This is a genomic window from Collinsella sp. An268 (genome assembly GCF_002159765.1).
Taxonomy (GTDB): domain Bacteria; phylum Actinomycetota; class Coriobacteriia; order Coriobacteriales; family Coriobacteriaceae; genus Coprousia.
Window position 1 is genome coordinate 279,569 of the sequence record NZ_NFJH01000001.1, and the last position, 17,659, is coordinate 297,227.

Sequence of the window (17,659 nt, forward strand, 5' to 3'; positions counted from 1 at the left end):
CCCATGACGCACCCCATCCGGATCGCACCCTCCATACTCTCAGTCAACTTGGGCCACCTCGCCCACAGCCTTGAGAGCATCAGCTGCGCCGATTACGTACATATCGACGTCATGGACGGGCACTTCACCCCCAACCTCACCTTCGGTCCCGAGATGGTGCGCGCCTGCAAGGGGTTGACCGACCTGCCGCTTGACGTGCACCTTATGATCACGAACCCCGACGAGACCATCGACTGGTACATCGATGCCGGCGCCGACCTCGTCACCGTCCACTACGAGACCGCCTCGCACCTGAACCGCGTCGTGAACCACATCAAGAGCCGCGGCATCAAGGCGGGCGTTGTGCTCAACCCCTCGACGCCGGTGTGCATGCTCGAGGACATCATCGACGATGTCGATGTGGTCATGCTCATGAGCGTGAACCCGGGATTCAGCGGTCAGAGCTTCATCGAGGGCACCGTGGCGAAGCTCCGTAAGCTCACCGAGCTCTGCCGCGCCCATGACGCAGACCCGCTCATCGAGGTCGACGGCGGCATCTCGCTCGCCACCATCGATCGCGTCGTCGCGGCCGGCGCCAACCTGCTCGTAGCGGGCTCAGCCGTCTTCGGTGCCGACGACCCCGCCCAGATGGTGCGCGACCTGCGCGACGCCGGCGAGGCCGCGCGCGCTCCGCGCGCATAGGGCCCCTGATGGCCGACGTCGCCCCAATCGTCAACCTCGACTTCGCCGCCTCAACGCCTCTCAGGCACGAGGCGCGCGAGGCGGAGCGCACCTACGATGCCTCACCGATCGCGGGCGCGAACCCCAACGCGCTGCACCGCCTCGGACGCGCCGCCGCGCAGTCACTCGAGGAGGCACGGCGCTCTATAGCCCGGTCGCTCGGTGCGCGCATCAGGCCCTCCGAGGTGGTACTCACCGGAGGCGGCACGGAGGCGGACCAGCTCGCCCTGCTGGGGATCGCCGAGGGCGTGCGCGAGCGCGACCGTACGCGCACGCGCGTGGTCGTCTCCGCTATCGAGCACGACGCGATCCTCGACAACCTGCCGCTCCTGCGCGCCGCCGGCTTTGAGACCGCGCTCGTGTACCCCAACCGGCAGGGCGTTGTCGAGCCGGGGGCGCTGCGGGACCTCATGGGCCGCGACGTCGCCCTCGTCTCCATCATGCTCGCCAACAACGAAACGGGCGTCATCCAGCCCGTGCGCGAGCTCGCCGCCGTAGCCCACGAGGCGGGTGCCCGCATCCACACCGATGCCATCCAGGGATACCTGCACATCCCCTTCGATGTGGGGGAGCTCGGCGTCGACGCCCTGTCCCTCGCCGGCCACAAGGTCGGTGGACCGGTCTCGACGGGCGCGCTCTACCTCGCCTCACGCACGCCGCTGCGTCCGCGCGTCTTCGGAGGCGGACAGGAGGCGGGACGCCGTGCGGGGACGCAGGATGTGCGCGGTGCGCTCGCCCTGGCGGCCGTGGCCCGCGCGCTCGGCCCGCATGTCGCCGAGGAGAGATGTCGCGTCGGGGCCCTTGCCGACGACCTCTACCGGCGCCTCCTCTCGCATCCTCGAATCCGTGCGAGCATGGGGGATCCCTTTCAGGTGGACCGCCTGCCCGGTATCGTCTCGGTGCTCATCGAGGGCGCCGACAGCCAGGAGCTCGTGCTTAGGCTCGATGCCGCCGGTTTCGCCGTCTCCGCGGGGTCTGCCTGCTCGAGCGGCTCCACCGCGGCGAGCCACGTCCTTCGGGCCATGGGTCTCACCGCAGATGAGGCGGCGGGCTCGCTGCGCATCTCGTTCGATGACCGCGTCGACCCCTCGTCGCTCACGCGGTTTGCCGATGTTCTCCGCGATATGGTGTAGGGTATCCCCGCATCTTGGAAAGGAGCTGAAGCGCATGCTCGTCAAAGAGCTCGAGTCCCGGCTCTTCGCGCGTTTTCCCGTCTCGGATGCCGAGCCGTGGGACCATGTGGGCCTATCGGTCGGCGACCCCGAGGCGCAGGTGGCGGGCGTCGCCTGCGCCCTCGACCCGACGCCCGCCCACGTGGAGGCGGCCGCGGCCCGGGGGGCGAACGTCCTCATCACGCACCATCCGGTCTATCTGAAGGCGCCCGACACCTTTAGCCCGGTTCCCGGCGCCTCGACGCCCATGGCTGCGGCAACGGTGTGGGCCGCCGTGAAAAGCGGCGTCGCGATTCTCTCGTTTCACACGAACCTCGACCGCTCGGTCGAAGCGCGCCGCTGCCTCGCGGGCCTCATGGGGGCCGTGCCGGTGAGCTCTTTGGAGCATCCCCGCGACCCCGAAGCACCGGGGCTAGGCGCCCTTATCGACACGCGCCCCGTGCTCTTGGACGATCTTGCAGGTCGGGCGGCCACGGCATTTATGAGCGTTCCGCGCATCTGGCGGGCAAGCGATATGCCCGTCACGCGCTACGCCCTTCTCGGCGGATCTCTCGGCGACGTGGGCGCATACGCCCTTGCGGACGGCGCGGGAGCCGTCATCTGCGGCGAAGCCGGCTATCATGTCTGCCAGGACTTGACGGCGCGCGGCTGCTCGGTGATACTCATCGGCCACGATGCGTCTGAGCTGCCGTTTGCGTCGGTCCTCGCCGCCTGTGCGCGTGAAGCGGGCGTTCAGACGGAGCAGGTTAGTATACTTAACGAGCATCGCCAATGGCGTTCCTATCGGGAAGAGGAGATTCGATGACCCCCGCTGCGATTCTTATGAAGATGCAAGAACTCGACCTCGCCCTCGATCGAGATGAGCAGACCCTGCGCGAGCTGCCCGCGCTCAAGGAGCTCGCCCGCAAGCGCGCGGCCTATCAGAAGCTCAAGAGCGAGGAGGCGCGTCTACTGGGTGTGCGCAAGGATCTCGAGGCGGAGATCGAGGACCTCGTTGCCGAGCAGAAGGCGACGGAGGACGAGGTGACCATCACCCAGGAAGACGCCCAGCGCCTTAAGGACTACCGCGAGGTGCAGGCGCTGGAGGTCGAGCTCTCCGATCTGGCCAAGAAGCTCGATAAGATTGCCTTCTCTTTGAACGACAAGCGCCGCGCCCTCGCCGAGGCTCGGGAGCGCGAGACCAAGGTGTCGCAGTATACGCAGAAGTTCGAGGAGAGCCTCATCGCCGAGGCGCAGGCCACCAAGGAGGCGGCCACCGAAGTGCAGGAGCGCGTCGCCTCCGCACGCCGCGAGCGAGAGGCTTGCGCCGCTAACATCGACGAGGGGCTGCTGCAGCGCTACACCGCCTCCGTGCGCGCGCACCACGGCATCGGCGTCGAGGTGCTACACGGCGACACACCCTCCGTCTGCCGCATGAAGCTGACCGAGGCCTCGCTCGACGACCTCGTCCGCGAGGGGGATATCGCCACGTGCCCGTACTGCGGCCGTCTCCTGCTTCGAGAGGAGCCTGAGCGCGCATGAACGATCAGCCGGAAACCTCAGCCGTCGCGCAACCCCGCGTCCTCGTCTGCGTGACGGGATGCATCGCCGCGTACAAATCCTGCGAGATCGTGCGCTTCCTGCAGAAGGCGGGCGCCCGGGTGAAGGTGCTCATGACCCAGCACGCCACCCGGTTCGTGGACCCCGTCACGTTCCGCGCCCTCACGCACGAGAAGGTCGCCCTCGGTCTCTTCGATGACCCCGAGGACCCCATCCACCACATCTCGCTCGCTCAGGAGGCCGATGTGGTCCTCGTGGCGCCGGCGACGGCGAACATCCTAGCCAAGATGGCGCATGGGATCGCCGACGACCTGATGTCCACCACACTGCTCGCCACGCCGGCTCCTATCGTGGTGGCGCCGGCCATGAACTCCGGAATGTGGCGTGCCGCGGCGACGCGCGAGAACGTCGCCGTGCTCAAGGGCCGCGGCATCGCCTTCGTCGGTCCCGATTCCGGATATCTTGCATGCGGCGACATCGACGAGGGCCGCCTCGCCGATTCCGAGCGCATCGCACGGGCGGCGCTCGACGCGCTCCCGCGCTCCCGCGAACTCGCCGGCGAGCGCGTCCTCATCACGGCTGGGCCCACCTTCGAGCCCATCGACCCCGTGCGCTTCATCGGCAACCGCTCCTCGGGCAAGATGGGCATCGCACTCGCTGAGGCGGCGCGCGATCTGGGCGCCGACGAGGTGACGCTCGTGCTCGGGCCGACGGCGATCGCCGCGCCCTCCGGCGTACGCGTCGTCTCCGTCGAGACGGCGTCCCAGATGCACGACGCCGCGAGAGCCGCGTTCGAGCGCGCCACCCTCGCCGTATGCGCCGCCGCGGTGAGCGACTATCGACCCGCCGTGCTGTCTCAGCATAAGCTGAAGAAGGAGGATGGGCCGCTCGAGGACATCCCCGTTGTCCCCACCGTGGACATCCTCGCCGCGCTCGCGCGTGAGAAGGGCCCGAGGCGGGTCATCGGATTTGCCGCCGAGACGGACGACCTGCTGGTCCATGCGCGTTCGAAGTTGGCGCGCAAGGGCTGCGACGCCCTAGTCGCCAACGACGTAACGCGCCCCGACTCGGGATTCGGAAGCGACACCAATAAGGCGTGGTGGATCGACGCGCAGGGGGAGGAGGAGCTCCCCACGCTCACCAAGCGCGCCCTCGCCGAGGAAATCCTCACCCGAGCCCATGCGTTGGCGGCCGCTGTATAGCTCCTGTGGTGAATCGCAAAATAGTCCTTGCATTCACCGGAAGAGTTGAGTAAAGTATCACTTGCTGCTCGCGAGCAGCAATCGCTTCGGGACGTGGCGCAGCTTGGTAGCGCACTTGACTGGGGGTCAAGGGGTCGCTGGTTCGAATCCAGTCGTCCCGACCAGAAGCTTCAGGGCATCGGGTATCCGATGCCCTTTTCATATGTACGGCATGAGAGCGCCTCCGTTGGGTATCATGCCGTCTAGTGTCAGCGAAACCGAGGTGGGGGAGACCTGTGGGCCTGCGGAAAAAAATCAAGAAGGAGCTCATCGGCACCTCCGAATACCCCTCGAACCAGGTTTTCACGATCTCAAACTTCATCACCTTTCTGCGCCTGGTGCTCACCTTCGTGTTCCTGTACCTGTTCGTGACGGATTTCAACCGCTATGTAGCCCTGGTGATCTACGCGGTTGCCGCCTCGACGGATTGGCTCGACGGTCAGATTGCCCGCCTCACGCAGACGGTGAGCTGGCTCGGCAAGCTTCTCGACCCCGTGGTGGACCGTGCCCTTCTCTTCACTGGTGTCGTCGGGCTCGTATGGCGCGGGGAGCTTCCCGTGTGGATCTGCGCGGTCATCATCCTGCGCGACGTGTACCTCGCGCTCGGCAACGCGGTGGTGCGCCGGTTCCACAAGCGCCCCATCGACGTCGTCTACACGGGCAAGGCCGCGACGGCCCTCCTCATGACCGGCTTCTCCTTCATGCTCCTCGGCCTTCCGCTCGTAGCCGGGCCCGCGCTTCTTCCCGATGCCGGGGCATGGCTCCCCGGGCTCGATGGGACCGCCCAGCCCGTAGGGATCTACCTCGTGTACCTCGGCGTGGCGTTCTCCCTTCTCACGGCGGTGATCTACACCCTCAAGGGGGCTTCCGCCATCCATCAGGCCCGCCTGCACCCCGAGGAGGAAGAGGAGGATTTCCTGAATCCCGATATCGTTGAATCCTGAGGACGGTAGAGATTCGGCTCAATCCCCGGCCGTGGGGTACAATGGATTAAACCGCAAACGCGCAGCGCGTAGCCGATAGGAGTTCTTATGGCCATGTCACCAGATATGCAAGCACCGGACCAGCACACCAGCGATCAGACCCGCGTCTTCCGTATGCCTGCCGACGACGCCACGGCTCCAGACCTGCTTAAGAGCGCCACGCTTACGCAGCCGGTCCTCACCATCATCAAGGGGCCCCAGACGGGAAACACCTTCGAGCTCGACGCCCTCGAGACGACGATCGGCCGCGATCCCGCGAACGCGATTTTTCTGAACGATATGACGGTGTCCCGCGCGCACGCCAAGATCCTGCGCAAGCCCACCGGCATGGTCATCGAGGACCTGGGATCGCTCAACGGGACATGGGTCGACGGCGCCATCGTGAACGCGGCGCCCCTGCGCGACGGCTCCTCGGTGCAGATCGGTACCTTCACGCTGATTTATCACGAGACCAAGCCGGAGCGCATCGAAACGGGTGAGTAGCTTGGCCGAGCGCAGCTATCTGAGCATCGGTCAGGTCGTCAACTACCTGCGCAGCTCCTATCCTGACCTCTCTAACTCCAAGATCCGCTTCCTGGAGGACGAGGGTCTCATCACGCCTCATCGCACGCCCAAGGGGTACCGCCAGTACTCCAAGGAGGATGTCGACCGGCTCGAGGTCATCCTGCATCTTCAGAAGACGCGTTACATGCCGCTCAACGTCATCAAGCAGCGTTTGGAGAGCGCCAGCGACCTCTCTACGCTCGCCTATGAGGTCGGCCTGCTCTCCGACGTGCCGCTGAAGACGGAACCGAAGGAGACGCAGCAGAAACTGCATCCCATCGAGGACATCCCCGACCTGCTCGGGGTGAAGATCTCCTTCCTGCGACAGCTCGCCGAAAACGACCTCATCAAGATCGTGCGGAGCCCCAAGAACCGCGAGCTCATAGACGGACGCGATTTCGAGATCATTCGGTACGCCTCCGAACTCGCCCGCTTTCATATCGAGCCGCGCAACTTGCGCCAGTACGTCGTCGCCGCCAACCGCGAGTCGACGATGTTCGAGCAGGTCCTCACCGGCATGCTCGGCATGGACACCTCCGAGGGCGACCGCAACACCAAGATCGAGCGGGCGTTCAAGAAGCTGCACGACCTGACCGACGGGGTGCGGACCGCCCTGCTCAAAAACCGTGTCTACGAGTCCCTCAACGCCGTTGTCGAAGATGCCGATATGGATGAGATCGACGAGAAACTCGATCAAAGCGAGGGGCGAAAGGCACAGGACGCGTCCGCCACCGTCGCCGACTCGCGTGCCGAGGGTGAGGACGCTCCGTCCGCACCCTCACCCCGCCCCACCTCTCAGAAAAAGCCCGCAGGCGCGCAGCGGGCGCACACGGCAACGGGTTCCGCGGACCATGATGCGCACGGCATAGAACCGCTGCCGCTTCCCGGCCTCGAGCCCGCCGCGGTTCCCATCCGGGCACGCTCGCGCAGGTAACTGCTTAACGTACGAAAGGTCGACGCTATGAGCTCCATTGATTTCGACTCCTTCATCCCCTCTATTCCGGATTATCCCGAGCCCGGCGTCATCTTCCGGGACATAACCCCGCTTTTCGCCGATCCAGAGGCCCTCGCTGCGGCTATCCGCGACCTTGCAGACCACTTTCGTGATCAGGGGGTTACCAAGGTGCTGGGTCCCGAGGCTCGCGGTTTTCTCGTGGGCGCCCCCGTCGCCGTCGAGCTCGGAGCGGGCTTTATACCCGCCCGCAAGCCGGGCAAGTTGCCGCGCGCAACCATCTCTGAAACCTATGAGCTCGAATACGGCACGGATACCATCGAGATTCATGCCGACGCCATTAAACCCGGCGACCGCGTGCTGCTCGTTGACGACCTGATCGCCACCGGCGGCACCATCTCGGCCGCCGCGCGCCTGGTCGAGAAGGCCGGGGGAGAGGTGGCTGGCTTCGGCTGCATCCTGGAGCTGTGCTTCCTTCATCCGGAGCAGGCGCTAGCACAGCTCGGCGATCACGAGCTGTACTCGCTCGTTCAATCGCGCTGATGCGAACGTTCTCTACGTTTACGGAAACCTTTCACAGCTTTGAAGGTTTTCCATATACCGGGGGATACGTCTGCCCGAAGAGTCCTCCGCTCCTATACTGAAGACACTCCGTACCGTTCCCCAACCATCTTCCGGAGGTCGTATACATGTTATGCCAACGAGGCGCCCGCCGCGCCATCCGTTGCGTCACCGCCCTTTCCGTTGCCGGCGTGCTCTCCCTTTCCGGCGTCGCACCCTACATCTCCGCCCTGCCCGTCGCCGCCTACGCAGACACCGCGACCGACCTCGCCGCCGCGCGTGAGGAGCTCTCCGCCATCGGTGCCGAGTACCAGCAGCTTCAGCGCGAGCTGCAGGAAGCGGGCGCCGCGCTCGAAAACACCGCCTATGAGATCGAGACGACGCAGCAGGAGCTTGCCTCCGCGCAGGCCCTTCTCGCCGGCAACGTCTCAAGCGACTACAAGAGCGGCTCCGTCAATCTCTTCGACATCCTGCTCAGCTCAGCCGATTTCAACGACCTGATCGCACGCGTCGTGTACGTCACCAAGGTCAACGATGCCCAAGCGGATGCCATCGAAAAGGTAAAGGACCTCCAGGCCGCCCTCACCCAGCAGCAGCGCGAGCAGGAGCAGGCGCTTGCGGACACTCAGGCGAAGGTCGACGAGCAGGCCGCCAACCAGGAGCGCGCCGCGGCGCTCGTCAGCTCGCTTTCCGCCGAGGTGCAGGCAGAGCTCCAGACGGAGGCCGCAGAGGACGCGAATCTCGCTGCAGGCGTCCAGTCTGCCGAGGACGCCTCGAACGGCGCCTCGAACGTTCCCATCACCGGCGACAACCCGGGCTCGGCATCGAGCGGTTCCGGCCAGCAGGGCGGTACCTCCGGCTCCGGTGGGGGCGGCAACGCGCCCTCTGATTCCGGCTCGACGGGCAACGGGGGCAACAACTCGACTGTCACGCCCGATCCCGACCCCCAGCCCGGCGGCGGCACGGGAGGCGGCAGCGCCACGGTCTCGAGCCCTGTGGCATATGCCCTCCAGATGGCCGGGCAGCCCTACGTCTATGGTGGGGAGAGCCTTGCCGAGGGCGGTTTCGATTGCTCGGGCCTCACCTATTACGCCTATCAGCAGATAGGCATCACCCTGCCCCGCACGGCGGAGGGGCAGCTCAGCTACTTCCGCTCCTATGGCGGCCGCTTCACGACGAATGTGAGCGAGCTGCAGTATGGAGACCTCGTCTTCTTCCCGGGACACGTCGCCTTCTACGTGGGCAACGGCCAGGTCTTCGGCGCCACCCGCCCCGGTCAGGTGGCAGGATACGGCAACATCTCCTGGTACGGCGCCTTCCTCGGCGGCGGCCAGCTGTAGACGTCATTCAATCGATACCACGCACATGGGAAGCGGGGAGCCCTGACGGCGCCCCGCTTCTTTTATGCTTCGACGCCGTCGCGATTGTATGCGGCGTGCGTATGGTCTAGCCTCAGCGCTGGGCGTTCTCCTGATATCCCAAGAAGCTGAGATAGCCAACCAGGTGTGCCTTCGCGGCAAAAGCCAGCACCGCGCTTCTCACGAGAAGGGATTCACGAGTCACCCTGGATGCGGAATCACGGGGGGCCTTCGCCTCGGTCGTGAAGAACTGCGCTAGCGCATGCTCGAGCTCGGTCGCCACATAGTCGTACGCGACATCGGTGATATAGGTCATCTTCTGAATGGCAAAGAGCTCGGAGATGGCGGAGATAGACAGGGCCTGCTTGAAGATGCAGATCACGACCAGCCGCGCAATCTGATCACGGCCATACAGCTTCTTCTGCGGGGCGGCGATGAGATGGGCCTTAACGTAGTTGTTAACCATCGACGGCGTGAGCCACGGTCCCTCGACGCAAGGGGCGAGGGGCGCCAGCACCGAATCGACGAACGATATGACCTGCTCGCGGTAGAGCTCCACATCGGGAATCTGATTGAACCGGGGCATACGGAACGCGCGGACCTCCCGTGCGAGCGCGGTTTCGAGAAAGTCATCGGGCAGAATGGTGGGCCTGATGTCTTCCGAGGTGATCTCCGCGGAATGATCGGACATGGGGATGACACGCGAGCGCGACATAGGCCACCTCATTCACTCGCTTGAATGAATTCAATTACGAATACTAGCACATCTGGTTTCGAATACTAGGTATACTGTAGATGTACTGTTTCACGCCGCTTGAGGCGAATCAGGGGAGAGGATCGTAGATGAGTTGGGCGATCGTAGCAGATTCGAGCTGCAACCTCAGGAATTATCAGCCTCAGGCGCCGGATACGCAGTTTGCCATAGCGCCGCTGAAGATCAATGTGGGCGGGCGCGAGTTCATCGATGACGAGGCCCTTGACGTCGCAGAGCTCAACCGCGTCGTTGCCAGCGAGAAAACGGCCAGCTCGAGCGCCTGTCCTAGCGTAGGGGAGTGGGCCGAGCTGTTCCGCCGCGCCGACAACGTTATCGCTATCACGATATCCGCCAATCTTTCCGGAAGCTATGAGGCGGCCTGCATGGCCAGGGAGCTGGTAGTCGGTGAAGGTGGCCACCAGATTCATCTTGTCAACTCGCGCGCTGCCGGCGGGAAGCTCGAGATGCTTGCCATCGCATTAGATAGGTACCTAAAGGATAACCCGGAGGCCACGTTCGAGGCCGCCTGCGACTATGTCGATGCACTCGAACAGAAAAGCACCGTCCTTTTCTCCCTGAGCTCTTACGAGAACCTCATGAAGTCCGGCCGTATGCCCAAGATGGCGGGCGTGCTGGCTAATCGGCTGAACATTCGCGTGCTCGGAACCGCATCCGATGAGGGAACCATCAAGATTGTTGCGCCTACGCGAGGTCAAAAGAAGATGACGGCCAAGGTGCTGCAGAGTATGGAGAGCGACGGTTTTACCGGTGGTCTGGTATGTATCGACCATGTAGACAATCAAGAGACGGCCGATGAGCTCGCCCGGGCCATCTCAGCCAAATGGCCCGCCGCCGAAACCGAGATCATGCCCTGCGGCGGCCTCTGCTCCTACTACGCGGAGGAAAAGGGCCTCATCATTGGTTACGGCTGGACTGACAGATAGCCTTTAGGAATAGCGGAAGGGGGCTCGCATTGAGCCCCCTTATTTTCTATCAGATACCAACCTTACATAAGATATATTATCGTATTTACTGACGCAGATAATGGTATGCAGAGGTTGCCGCTATGGCACCGTCGCTTGCAGCGGTGATAACCTGTCGCAGGCGCTTGGAGCGCACATCGCCAGCGGCGAATAAGCCCGGGAACCCGGTTGCCATATTCTCGTCGGTCAAGATACCGCCGTCTGGTCCGAGCTCTACATACCCGGAGACAAGATCGGTTACCGGTAAGGTCCCGGCGAATACGAATATACCGACCGTTCCCTCATCGAAGTGCTCTACCACGACCTCGTTGGTGACATTGTCGCGGAAGGTGATGTCGGCGATGAACCGCTCGCCGCGAATCTCGGTAATCGAGGTGTTGAAGCGAACCTTTATGTTAGGTACCTCATTGAGTTCATCGACGATGCCCTTCGGTGCGCGGAACTCATCGCGCCGAACCACCATGATGACCTCGCGCGCGATATGCGAGAGGTAGATAGCCTCCTCGCAGGCCGCATTCCCGCCGCCGACGACAAACACCGTCTTGTCACGGTAGAACATACCGTCGCAGGTTGCGCAATACGAAACGCCGCGACCGCGGAACGCGCGCTCCCCCTCGAAGCCGACTTCTCGAGGAACGGCGCCGGTGGCAACGATGAGGGCGCGTCCCTCTATGGGCCCGCTCGGGCCTGTCTCTAAGATGAAGCCCTGTTCGCTATGGCCTACCGCGGTCACCATCGCATAGACCGTCTCAACGCCAAGCGATGCGGCATGCTCCTCAAAGCGCTGACCGAGTTCGGCGCCAGAGATGTGAGGGATGCCCGGGTAGTTGTCCACCATATCGGTCGTTGCGATCTGTCCACCGGGCATACCCTGCTCGATCACAACGGTGTGGAGCCCGGAACGAACCGCGTAGATACCCGCGGTGTACCCAGCGGCACCGCCGCCGAGGATAACGACATCGTACGTATCTGCCATATATGGCCCTCCTTATCGTAATGCGCGTTCGCTACGATAGCTCCTACCCCAACTGCGTCGACCGCATACAAAAGGGGCCGCTCCGCGGACGGAACGGCCCCTGGGCATCTTGGTGAGAGGCGTGCGCTAGACGAGAAGGAAGTACAGCAGGAACGCTGCCGCAGCGACCCACATGAGCGGCCTGATCTCCTTAACCTTACCGGTCACGATGGCGACGATGACATAGGTGATGAAACCGAGGCCGATACCGTTGGAGATGGAATAAGTGAACGGGATGCCGGCGACGATCATGAAGGTCGGGAAGCCCTCGAGAATGTCGGTCCAATCGACGTCGACCACATCGGTCATCATGAGGAAGCCGACGAACACGAGCGCGCCGCAGGTGGCTGCAGACGGAATGCAGCTGATGAGCGGCGAAAGGAAAGCGGCAATGAGGAAGAGCACGCCGACGACGATGGAGGTGAGACCCGTCCGCCCGCCGTCAGCGGCGCCCGAAGAGGACTCGACGAACGTCGTGATCGACGAGGCGCCGAAGAATCCGCCGACCGCGGCCGCGATGGAGTCAACGATAAGGATCGGACGGATATCCTCGACCTTACCGTCCTCGGTGAGGAACTCGCCCTGCTTGGCGACGGCCATGGCCGTGCCCATGGTATCGAAGAAGTCGCTCATCATGAGCGAGAAGGCGAACAGCAGAAGCGCCGGCGTGGTGAACGCCTCGACAAGACCCATAACACCGGTGGGCGCGGTCTGGAGAGGCGCCGCGAACGTGGTGAAATCGAGCGGCGCGACGATGGCGGTCGGAACAGGGGTCACGCCGAGTGGGATGCCCACGATTGCGGCGACGACGATGCCCCACAGAAGCGCACCCTTGACCTTCATGGAGTACAGGATGACCGAAAGCGCGATCGAGATGATGCCGACGATAAAGGCACCGGACTGCACATCACCCAGGGCGACCATGGTGGACTCGTTAGCGACGATGATGCCCGCGTCCTTCAGGCCGATCATAGCGATGAACAGACCGAGGCCGATGGAGATGCCGTGGCGCAGCGAGACGGGGATGGCGTCCATGATCGCCTCGCGCAGGCCGCAGAGGACGAGGATGAGAATCGCGACGCCCTCGATAAGGATCACCGCCATGGCCGTCTGCCACCCGTAGCCCATGGAACCGCAGAGCGTGAAGGCGACGATGGAGTTGATGCCCATGCCCGATGCGCAGGCAAGCGGACGATTCGAAAAGACGCCCATGGCGATGGTCATAACCGCCGCGCCGATGCAGGTCGCGGTGACCGCCGCGGCACTCGGGATGCCGGCAGCGCTCAGAATGCTCGGGTTGACCACGATGATGTACGCCATGGCAAGAAACGTCGTAAGGCCGGCGCGCACCTCCGTCGCGGAACTCGTGCCGCGCTCGGAAAATTTGAAGAACGTATCCATCTACTCCCCTTTTCCTTCGATGTGTTCTTCCTGCTATATGCTCGGATGACGCGTCTAGGCGACACCGCTTGAGCCGAAACCGCAGCTCCCCCGATCCGTCTCGTCAAGCTCCTCAACCTCAACGAGGTTGACGGTGGGAACTTCCTGAATCACGAGCTGGGCGATACGCTCGCCCCGGTCGATGTGTATGGATTCGCGCGAATCGAGGTTGATGCCGATGATCATGAGCTCACCGCGATAATGCGCATCGATGAGACCTGGGGTGTTCACAATCGAGAAGCCGCGCTTGATGGCAAGACCGCTGCGGGGCTGCACGAAGCCGGCAAATCCATCGGGGATGGCAATCGCGAGCCCCGTGGGAATCAACGCGCGCTCAAAGGGCGCGAGATCGATGTCGATGTTAGAGCGCAGGTCAAGTCCGGCGTCGCCCTCATAGGCATACGAGGGAAGCTCAACGCTAGGATCGAGACGCTTCAGCGAAACGGTAATGCTCTTCATTTGATCACCTCAATTTTGCGAGCTCGTCTACGAACTCATCGATGTCCTTGAAATCGCGATAGACCGAAGCGAAGCGAATGTAGGCGACCTTGTCGAGAGATTCCAAGCGCTTTAGAACCATATCGCCGATATCGTGCGAGGTTATGGAGGTGAAGGGCCTGCTTCGCAGGTCCTGCTCGATGTCATCGATAAGATGGTTCAGGGCGGCGAGGTCGATATCGCGCTTCGATGTGGCGCGCATAAGCCCGACAAGGAGCTTATTGCGATCGAAGGGCTGGGTCGAACCGTCGCTCTTGATAACCTCGATCGGATCCTCGCAGCGCTCGAAGGTCGTGAAGCGATAGCCGCACGAGCGGCATTCACGACGGCGCTTAATGGCGTTCGAGGTTTCCTGCATGCGCGAATCAATGACGCGGGTATCGTCAGCTCCACACTTTGGGCAGCGCATCAAGCCTCCTCATGCATTGAAAACTTGTCTAGCATACCACTAGTTGTGATGCGACTTTCGAAAAAACCGAATATGTAGGACCACGTAACATGAGCCTGAGCCGCGCCTCATGACGCCGAAGCCCCCGGGGCAGGTCCGGGGAGAGGTATATTGGCCTTAAGAGGCGATGGGGACCATGAGGACATCACCGGGCTGAAGCGGCTGCGAACCGGTGTCGTTAAGCTCCTTCAAACGATCGACTAGCTCGCGCGTAGTCATGCCGTCAACCGCGTGGCGCTCCGCGATGGTCCACAGTGAGTCACCCGCCTCAACCGCGACCTCCTCCATCTCGACATGCGAGAACGCCTCGTCAGCCATGGCGGCGCGCCCCGTGATAACCGACCAGCCTATGGCAAAGGATACCGTGAGGAGCAGGCAGACAAAGCAGGCCGCGACAACCGCAGGCACATTGCCGTGGCGCTGCGCATCGATAACGAGCTCAGGCATATGGCCCTGGAAGCGCTCGCCGGCGCGGCCCTCGATCACCGTTAAGCGGGGCCGTGGCGCAACCTCCTCGCGAGCGGGGGCGAGCGCGAGATTACCTATCACCAGATGCTCAACGGCGGTCATGATTCGTTCCTTTCTCCGACTGTGCTGCGATATGGTTATATCGAACCGTGCGGACAAAAAACTGGCTAAAGAACGAGTGTTCGTGTATTATTATCGACGAACAGCTGTTCCTGTCAATAGAAAATCGAACAGCAGTTTGTATTAAGGAGGCATCGATGGCTCGCAAGATCACGAAGCGCCAGCAGCAGATCTATGATTTCATTCGCGCATACCAGCAGGAGAAGGGCTATCCGCCCAGCGTGAGGGAAATGGCGGCTGCCGTGGGCCTCTCCTCCCCCTCAACCGTCCACGCCCACCTCTCCGCGCTTGAGGCACACGGGCTCATCAAGCGCGACGCCACGAAGCCCCGTGCGCTCGAGCTTTTCAACGAGGACGGCTCGTCGGTCAAGCTCGCCGAGGTCAAGGAGGCGCCCAACCGCAACACCGTCGAGCTCCCCCTTGTCGGCCGCGTGGCGGCAGGCATGCCCATCCTTGCGGAGCAGAACGTGGAAGATACCTTTACGCTGCCCACCGAGATCACGACCGACTCGTGCTCTTTCGTTCTTGAGGTCCACGGCGACTCCATGATCAACGCCGGCATCTTCAACGGGGACTACCTTGTCGTCCGCGAACAGAAGAGCGCCATGAACGGCGAGATCATCGTCGCCATGATCGATGGCGAGGCGACCGTCAAGACGTTCTACAAGGAGCAGGGCCGCGTGCGGCTCCAGCCTGAGAACGACGCGATGCAGCCCATCTATGCCGAGAACCCCGTCATTCTCGGTAAGGTTGTGGCGCTCATGCGCCGGTTGTAACCATAGGAACCCATGCGCATGTCGCATACACCCCAACGCCCGCGAATCGCCGTTTTCGATACCCTGCGCGGCTTCACCATATTCTCGATGGTTCTGTTTCACGCATGCTATGACGCCGCCTACCTTTGGGGAATCCCCATGCCGTGGTTCATGGGTACCCCTCTTCAAGCGGTATGGCGGGCGAGCATCAGTTGGACGTTCCTGTTTCTCGCCGGATGGATGACCGCCTTCTCACGCAGCAACCTCCGTCGCGCCGCGCGCTACGGCGCGGCTGCGTTCGCCGTGTTCCTAGCGACCTCGCTCGCCGGTGTCGACACGGCGATCTCATTCGGCATCCTCTTCTGTATGGCTGCGAGCACGCTTCTCGGTCATAGCGTGCGAAAGTCGGGGGTCCTCACCCGTCCCGCCGCCGTGCTTCTAGGTGCCGTTATCGCCTTCGCCCTCACCTACACGCTCCCCCTCTCGCGGTACCCCGTAGAGGGCCTCGCGTGGCTCGGGTTTCCCTCCCCCACCTTCACCTCCGGAGATTACTATCCGCTAATCCCCTATTTCTTTATGTATCTCGCGGGCATGGCCGCCTCGTCGCTCTTCGAGCGCGCTCGAGAAGGCGCCTATCCGATCTGGATGCAACGCGATTGGTGCCCGGTCCTTACCTTCGTGGGTCGCTTGAGTCTTCCCATCTACCTAGCGCACCAGCCCTTGCTAATCGCAATCGGCATGGTGCTAGGATACTGATGCCACCTGCGTCGACCCATCTAATCTGCCGGAAGGGGAAGATGCGCCACCGATGCCTAAAGATCGGTCCGCCAGTTTGCAAATCGGGCGGAGTAGCGGTGCGGGATCTTGACCACGAGCCGCACGCCGCGCTCTCCATACTCCTCCGCAATTACCCGGCTGATGCGGCGAAGAAGTGAGATGGCGGTGCCTTCGCTATACAGCATCACCAGTTCCAGAAGGTCATCTTGGCGCGCCGCCTCCTCGCTGAGGCGGGAGACGAGCCCCTCGATGCCCAGACCGGTGAGCGCAGAGCAGAATATCGCATCGGGATACCGATGCGATAGGGCCCGAACGGCATCTGCGTCTATCTGATCGATCTTGTTGAACACCATGAGCGTAGGGGTAGACGAGGCACCTATCTCGCGAAGCACCTGCATGACAGCGTCGATATGCCGGCCGCAATCATCGTCGGAAGCATCGACGACGACGGCGATGAGATCGGCCTCCCGGGCTTCTGCCAGCGTCGATTTGAACGCCTCGACTAACCCGTGGGGCAGTTTCTGAATGAAGCCGACGGTGTCGGTGATCGTGACATCGCGCCCTCCGGGCAGATGGAAGGCGCGGGTCGTCGGATCGAGGGTCGCGAACAGCTTATCCTGAGCGAGAACAGCCGCGCCCGTGAGGGCGTTCAGAAGCGACGACTTGCCAGCGTTGGTGTATCCTGCAAGCGCGATGCGGAACATCGCCGAATCGTTGCGGACCTTTGCCTGTACGCCACGGCGCCTAGCGAGCAGCTCGAGCTCGCGCTTGAGCGTGGCGATTCGGCGACGGATGAGTCGACGGTCCACCTCCAGCTGCGTCTCTCCCTGTCCGAAACGGCTTCCGATACCGCCTCTGGTCTGCTCCTTAGCGAGATGGCTCCACATGCCGCGCAACCGCGGCAGGAGATACTGGAGTTGGGCAAGCTGAACCTGTAACCGCCCCTCACGCGTGGTGGCATGAAGACCGAAAATATCGAGGATGAGGGCGGTTCTGTCGATGATCTTGACCGGTTCGCCGACCGCGCGCTCGAGATTCGCCTGCTGTGACGGAGACAGGTCGTCGTCGAAGATGACGACGTCGACGGAGAGCGCATGGACGAGCCTGCAGAGCTCCTCCACCTTTCCGGAACCGATGTACGTGCGCGGAGACGGACGTTCGAGCCGCTGCGTGAGACGCGCGACCTCCTCGGCCCCCGCAGTCGCAGCGAGTCGCGAGAGCTCGTCAAGGGAGCGGTCGACCGGCCAGGAACCCTGCAGCCCCTCGACCCCGACGAGCAGGGCCCTCTCGGCGGCAGGAAGAGTGGGCACCAGCGGAAAGCGGCCCATGCGA

The 17,659-nt window shown here is 63.0% G+C and carries 20 protein-coding genes and 1 tRNA gene; 14 read left to right on the forward strand and 7 right to left on the reverse strand.

What is annotated here, in order from left to right; all coding sequences use genetic code 11:
- Positions 1-3 precede the first annotated feature (3 nt).
- From rpe to B5F70_RS10965, 11 genes are all read left to right on the forward strand, one after another.
- Positions 4-681 (forward strand): ribulose-phosphate 3-epimerase, encoded by a 678-nt coding sequence (gene rpe, locus B5F70_RS01320; protein WP_087203749.1) that lies wholly within the window; start codon positions 4-6, stop codon positions 679-681.
- An 8-nt stretch (positions 682-689) separates the two neighbouring features.
- Positions 690-1,853: an aminotransferase class V-fold PLP-dependent enzyme gene (locus B5F70_RS01325; RefSeq protein WP_087203750.1), complete on the forward strand. Its 1,164-nt coding sequence runs from the start codon at positions 690-692 to the stop codon at positions 1,851-1,853.
- A gap of 34 nt (positions 1,854-1,887) precedes the next feature.
- A complete protein-coding gene (locus B5F70_RS01330; protein WP_087203751.1) occupies positions 1,888-2,697 on the forward strand; it encodes a Nif3-like dinuclear metal center hexameric protein in 810 nt (269 codons plus the stop codon).
- The gene (locus B5F70_RS01335) at positions 2,694-3,413 is read left to right on the forward strand and encodes a C4-type zinc ribbon domain-containing protein (RefSeq protein ID WP_143753900.1); all 720 of its coding nucleotides are present in this window, start codon (positions 2,694-2,696) and stop codon (positions 3,411-3,413) included. Before B5F70_RS01330 ends, B5F70_RS01335 begins: the two co-directional genes overlap by 4 nt.
- Positions 3,410-4,633, forward strand: coding sequence for a bifunctional phosphopantothenoylcysteine decarboxylase/phosphopantothenate--cysteine ligase CoaBC (coaBC, locus tag B5F70_RS01340; protein WP_087203753.1), 1,224 nt, complete (start codon positions 3,410-3,412; stop codon positions 4,631-4,633). Before B5F70_RS01335 ends, coaBC begins: the two co-directional genes overlap by 4 nt.
- An 87-nt stretch (positions 4,634-4,720) precedes the next feature.
- A tRNA-Pro gene (locus B5F70_RS01345) sits at positions 4,721-4,797 on the forward strand.
- 111 nt (positions 4,798-4,908) lie between these two features.
- A complete protein-coding gene (locus tag B5F70_RS01350; RefSeq protein WP_087203754.1) occupies positions 4,909-5,616 on the forward strand; it encodes a CDP-alcohol phosphatidyltransferase family protein in 708 nt (235 codons plus the stop codon).
- Between the two features lie 93 nt (positions 5,617-5,709).
- The gene (locus B5F70_RS01355; protein WP_204554514.1) at positions 5,710-6,138 is read left to right on the forward strand and encodes an FHA domain-containing protein; all 429 of its coding nucleotides are present in this window, start codon (positions 5,710-5,712) and stop codon (positions 6,136-6,138) included.
- A gap of 1 nt (position 6,139) precedes the next feature.
- A complete protein-coding gene (locus B5F70_RS01360) occupies positions 6,140-7,132 on the forward strand; it encodes a MerR family transcriptional regulator (protein WP_239463020.1) in 993 nt (330 codons plus the stop codon).
- A 27-nt stretch (positions 7,133-7,159) separates the two neighbouring features.
- Entirely contained in the window at positions 7,160-7,693 is a 534-nt protein-coding gene (locus B5F70_RS01365; protein ID WP_087203755.1) for an adenine phosphoribosyltransferase, read from the forward strand.
- 146 nt (positions 7,694-7,839) lie between these two features.
- Positions 7,840-9,051, forward strand: a complete 1,212-nt coding sequence (locus tag B5F70_RS10965; RefSeq protein ID WP_087203756.1) for a C40 family peptidase — start codon at positions 7,840-7,842, stop codon at positions 9,049-9,051.
- A gap of 112 nt (positions 9,052-9,163) precedes the next feature.
- Here the strand turns inward: B5F70_RS10965 and B5F70_RS01375 are convergent, their stop codons facing one another.
- Entirely contained in the window at positions 9,164-9,784 is a 621-nt protein-coding gene (locus B5F70_RS01375; protein WP_239462991.1) for a DUF1836 domain-containing protein, read from the reverse strand.
- Positions 9,785-9,912: 128 nt separating this feature from the next.
- On the opposite strand from B5F70_RS01375, the gene B5F70_RS01380 reads away from it, so the two are divergent.
- Positions 9,913-10,767, forward strand: coding sequence for a DegV family protein (locus B5F70_RS01380; RefSeq protein WP_087203757.1), 855 nt, complete (start codon positions 9,913-9,915; stop codon positions 10,765-10,767).
- Between the two features lie 85 nt (positions 10,768-10,852).
- On the opposite strand, the gene B5F70_RS01385 is transcribed toward B5F70_RS01380, so the two are convergent.
- From B5F70_RS01385 to B5F70_RS01405, 5 genes are all read right to left on the reverse strand, one after another.
- The gene (locus B5F70_RS01385) at positions 10,853-11,782 is read right to left on the reverse strand and encodes an FAD-dependent oxidoreductase (RefSeq protein ID WP_087203758.1); all 930 of its coding nucleotides are present in this window, start codon (positions 11,780-11,782) and stop codon (positions 10,853-10,855) included.
- Between the two features lie 126 nt (positions 11,783-11,908).
- The gene (locus B5F70_RS01390; protein WP_087203759.1) at positions 11,909-13,222 is read right to left on the reverse strand and encodes an NCS2 family permease; all 1,314 of its coding nucleotides are present in this window, start codon (positions 13,220-13,222) and stop codon (positions 11,909-11,911) included.
- 54 nt (positions 13,223-13,276) lie between these two features.
- Complete coding sequence (gene dut / locus B5F70_RS01395; RefSeq protein WP_087203760.1) at positions 13,277-13,720, reverse strand: dUTP diphosphatase; 444 nt, start codon at positions 13,718-13,720, stop codon at positions 13,277-13,279.
- Positions 13,721-13,724: 4 nt separating this feature from the next.
- Entirely contained in the window at positions 13,725-14,168 is a 444-nt protein-coding gene (gene nrdR / locus B5F70_RS01400; RefSeq protein ID WP_087203761.1) for a transcriptional regulator NrdR, read from the reverse strand.
- A gap of 156 nt (positions 14,169-14,324) precedes the next feature.
- Positions 14,325-14,777, reverse strand: coding sequence for a LysM domain-containing protein (locus B5F70_RS01405; protein ID WP_087203762.1), 453 nt, complete (start codon positions 14,775-14,777; stop codon positions 14,325-14,327).
- Between the two features lie 155 nt (positions 14,778-14,932).
- Between B5F70_RS01405 and lexA the strand changes: the two genes are divergently transcribed.
- On the forward strand, positions 14,933-15,571 hold the full coding sequence (lexA, locus tag B5F70_RS01410; RefSeq protein WP_087203763.1) for a transcriptional repressor LexA: 639 nt from the start codon (positions 14,933-14,935) through the stop codon (positions 15,569-15,571).
- 18 nt (positions 15,572-15,589) lie between these two features.
- Complete coding sequence (locus B5F70_RS01415; protein ID WP_256363439.1) at positions 15,590-16,306, forward strand: heparan-alpha-glucosaminide N-acetyltransferase; 717 nt, start codon at positions 15,590-15,592, stop codon at positions 16,304-16,306.
- A gap of 56 nt (positions 16,307-16,362) precedes the next feature.
- Here B5F70_RS01415 and hflX read toward each other — a convergent pair whose 3' ends face one another.
- Positions 16,363-17,655, reverse strand: a complete 1,293-nt coding sequence (hflX, locus tag B5F70_RS01420) for a GTPase HflX (RefSeq protein ID WP_087203764.1) — start codon at positions 17,653-17,655, stop codon at positions 16,363-16,365.
- Between the last annotated feature and the right edge of the window lie 4 nt (positions 17,656-17,659).

Coding starts and splice junctions, on each gene's coding strand:
- B5F70_RS01405 (WP_087203762.1), bottom strand. CDS start 14,777: ATGACCGCCGTTGAGCATCTGGTGATAGGTAATCTCGCGCTCGCCCCC.
- B5F70_RS01390 (WP_087203759.1), bottom strand. CDS start 13,222: ATGGATACGTTCTTCAAATTTTCCGAGCGCGGCACGAGTTCCGCGACG.
- coaBC (WP_087203753.1), top strand. CDS start 3,410: ATGAACGATCAGCCGGAAACCTCAGCCGTCGCGCAACCCCGCGTCCTC.
- rpe (WP_087203749.1), top strand. CDS start 4: ATGACGCACCCCATCCGGATCGCACCCTCCATACTCTCAGTCAACTTG.
- hflX (WP_087203764.1), bottom strand. CDS start 17,655: ATGGGCCGCTTTCCGCTGGTGCCCACTCTTCCTGCCGCCGAGAGGGCC.
- B5F70_RS01375 (WP_239462991.1), bottom strand. CDS start 9,784: ATGTCGCGCTCGCGTGTCATCCCCATGTCCGATCATTCCGCGGAGATC.
- B5F70_RS10965 (WP_087203756.1), top strand. CDS start 7,840: ATGTTATGCCAACGAGGCGCCCGCCGCGCCATCCGTTGCGTCACCGCC.
- B5F70_RS01415 (WP_256363439.1), top strand. CDS start 15,590: ATGTCGCATACACCCCAACGCCCGCGAATCGCCGTTTTCGATACCCTG.
- B5F70_RS01380 (WP_087203757.1), top strand. CDS start 9,913: ATGAGTTGGGCGATCGTAGCAGATTCGAGCTGCAACCTCAGGAATTAT.
- B5F70_RS01335 (WP_143753900.1), top strand. CDS start 2,694: ATGACCCCCGCTGCGATTCTTATGAAGATGCAAGAACTCGACCTCGCC.
- B5F70_RS01385 (WP_087203758.1), bottom strand. CDS start 11,782: ATGGCAGATACGTACGATGTCGTTATCCTCGGCGGCGGTGCCGCTGGG.
- B5F70_RS01330 (WP_087203751.1), top strand. CDS start 1,888: ATGCTCGTCAAAGAGCTCGAGTCCCGGCTCTTCGCGCGTTTTCCCGTC.
- B5F70_RS01365 (WP_087203755.1), top strand. CDS start 7,160: ATGAGCTCCATTGATTTCGACTCCTTCATCCCCTCTATTCCGGATTAT.
- lexA (WP_087203763.1), top strand. CDS start 14,933: ATGGCTCGCAAGATCACGAAGCGCCAGCAGCAGATCTATGATTTCATT.
- dut (WP_087203760.1), bottom strand. CDS start 13,720: ATGAAGAGCATTACCGTTTCGCTGAAGCGTCTCGATCCTAGCGTTGAG.
- nrdR (WP_087203761.1), bottom strand. CDS start 14,168: ATGCGCTGCCCAAAGTGTGGAGCTGACGATACCCGCGTCATTGATTCG.
- B5F70_RS01325 (WP_087203750.1), top strand. CDS start 690: ATGGCCGACGTCGCCCCAATCGTCAACCTCGACTTCGCCGCCTCAACG.
- B5F70_RS01355 (WP_204554514.1), top strand. CDS start 5,710: ATGTCACCAGATATGCAAGCACCGGACCAGCACACCAGCGATCAGACC.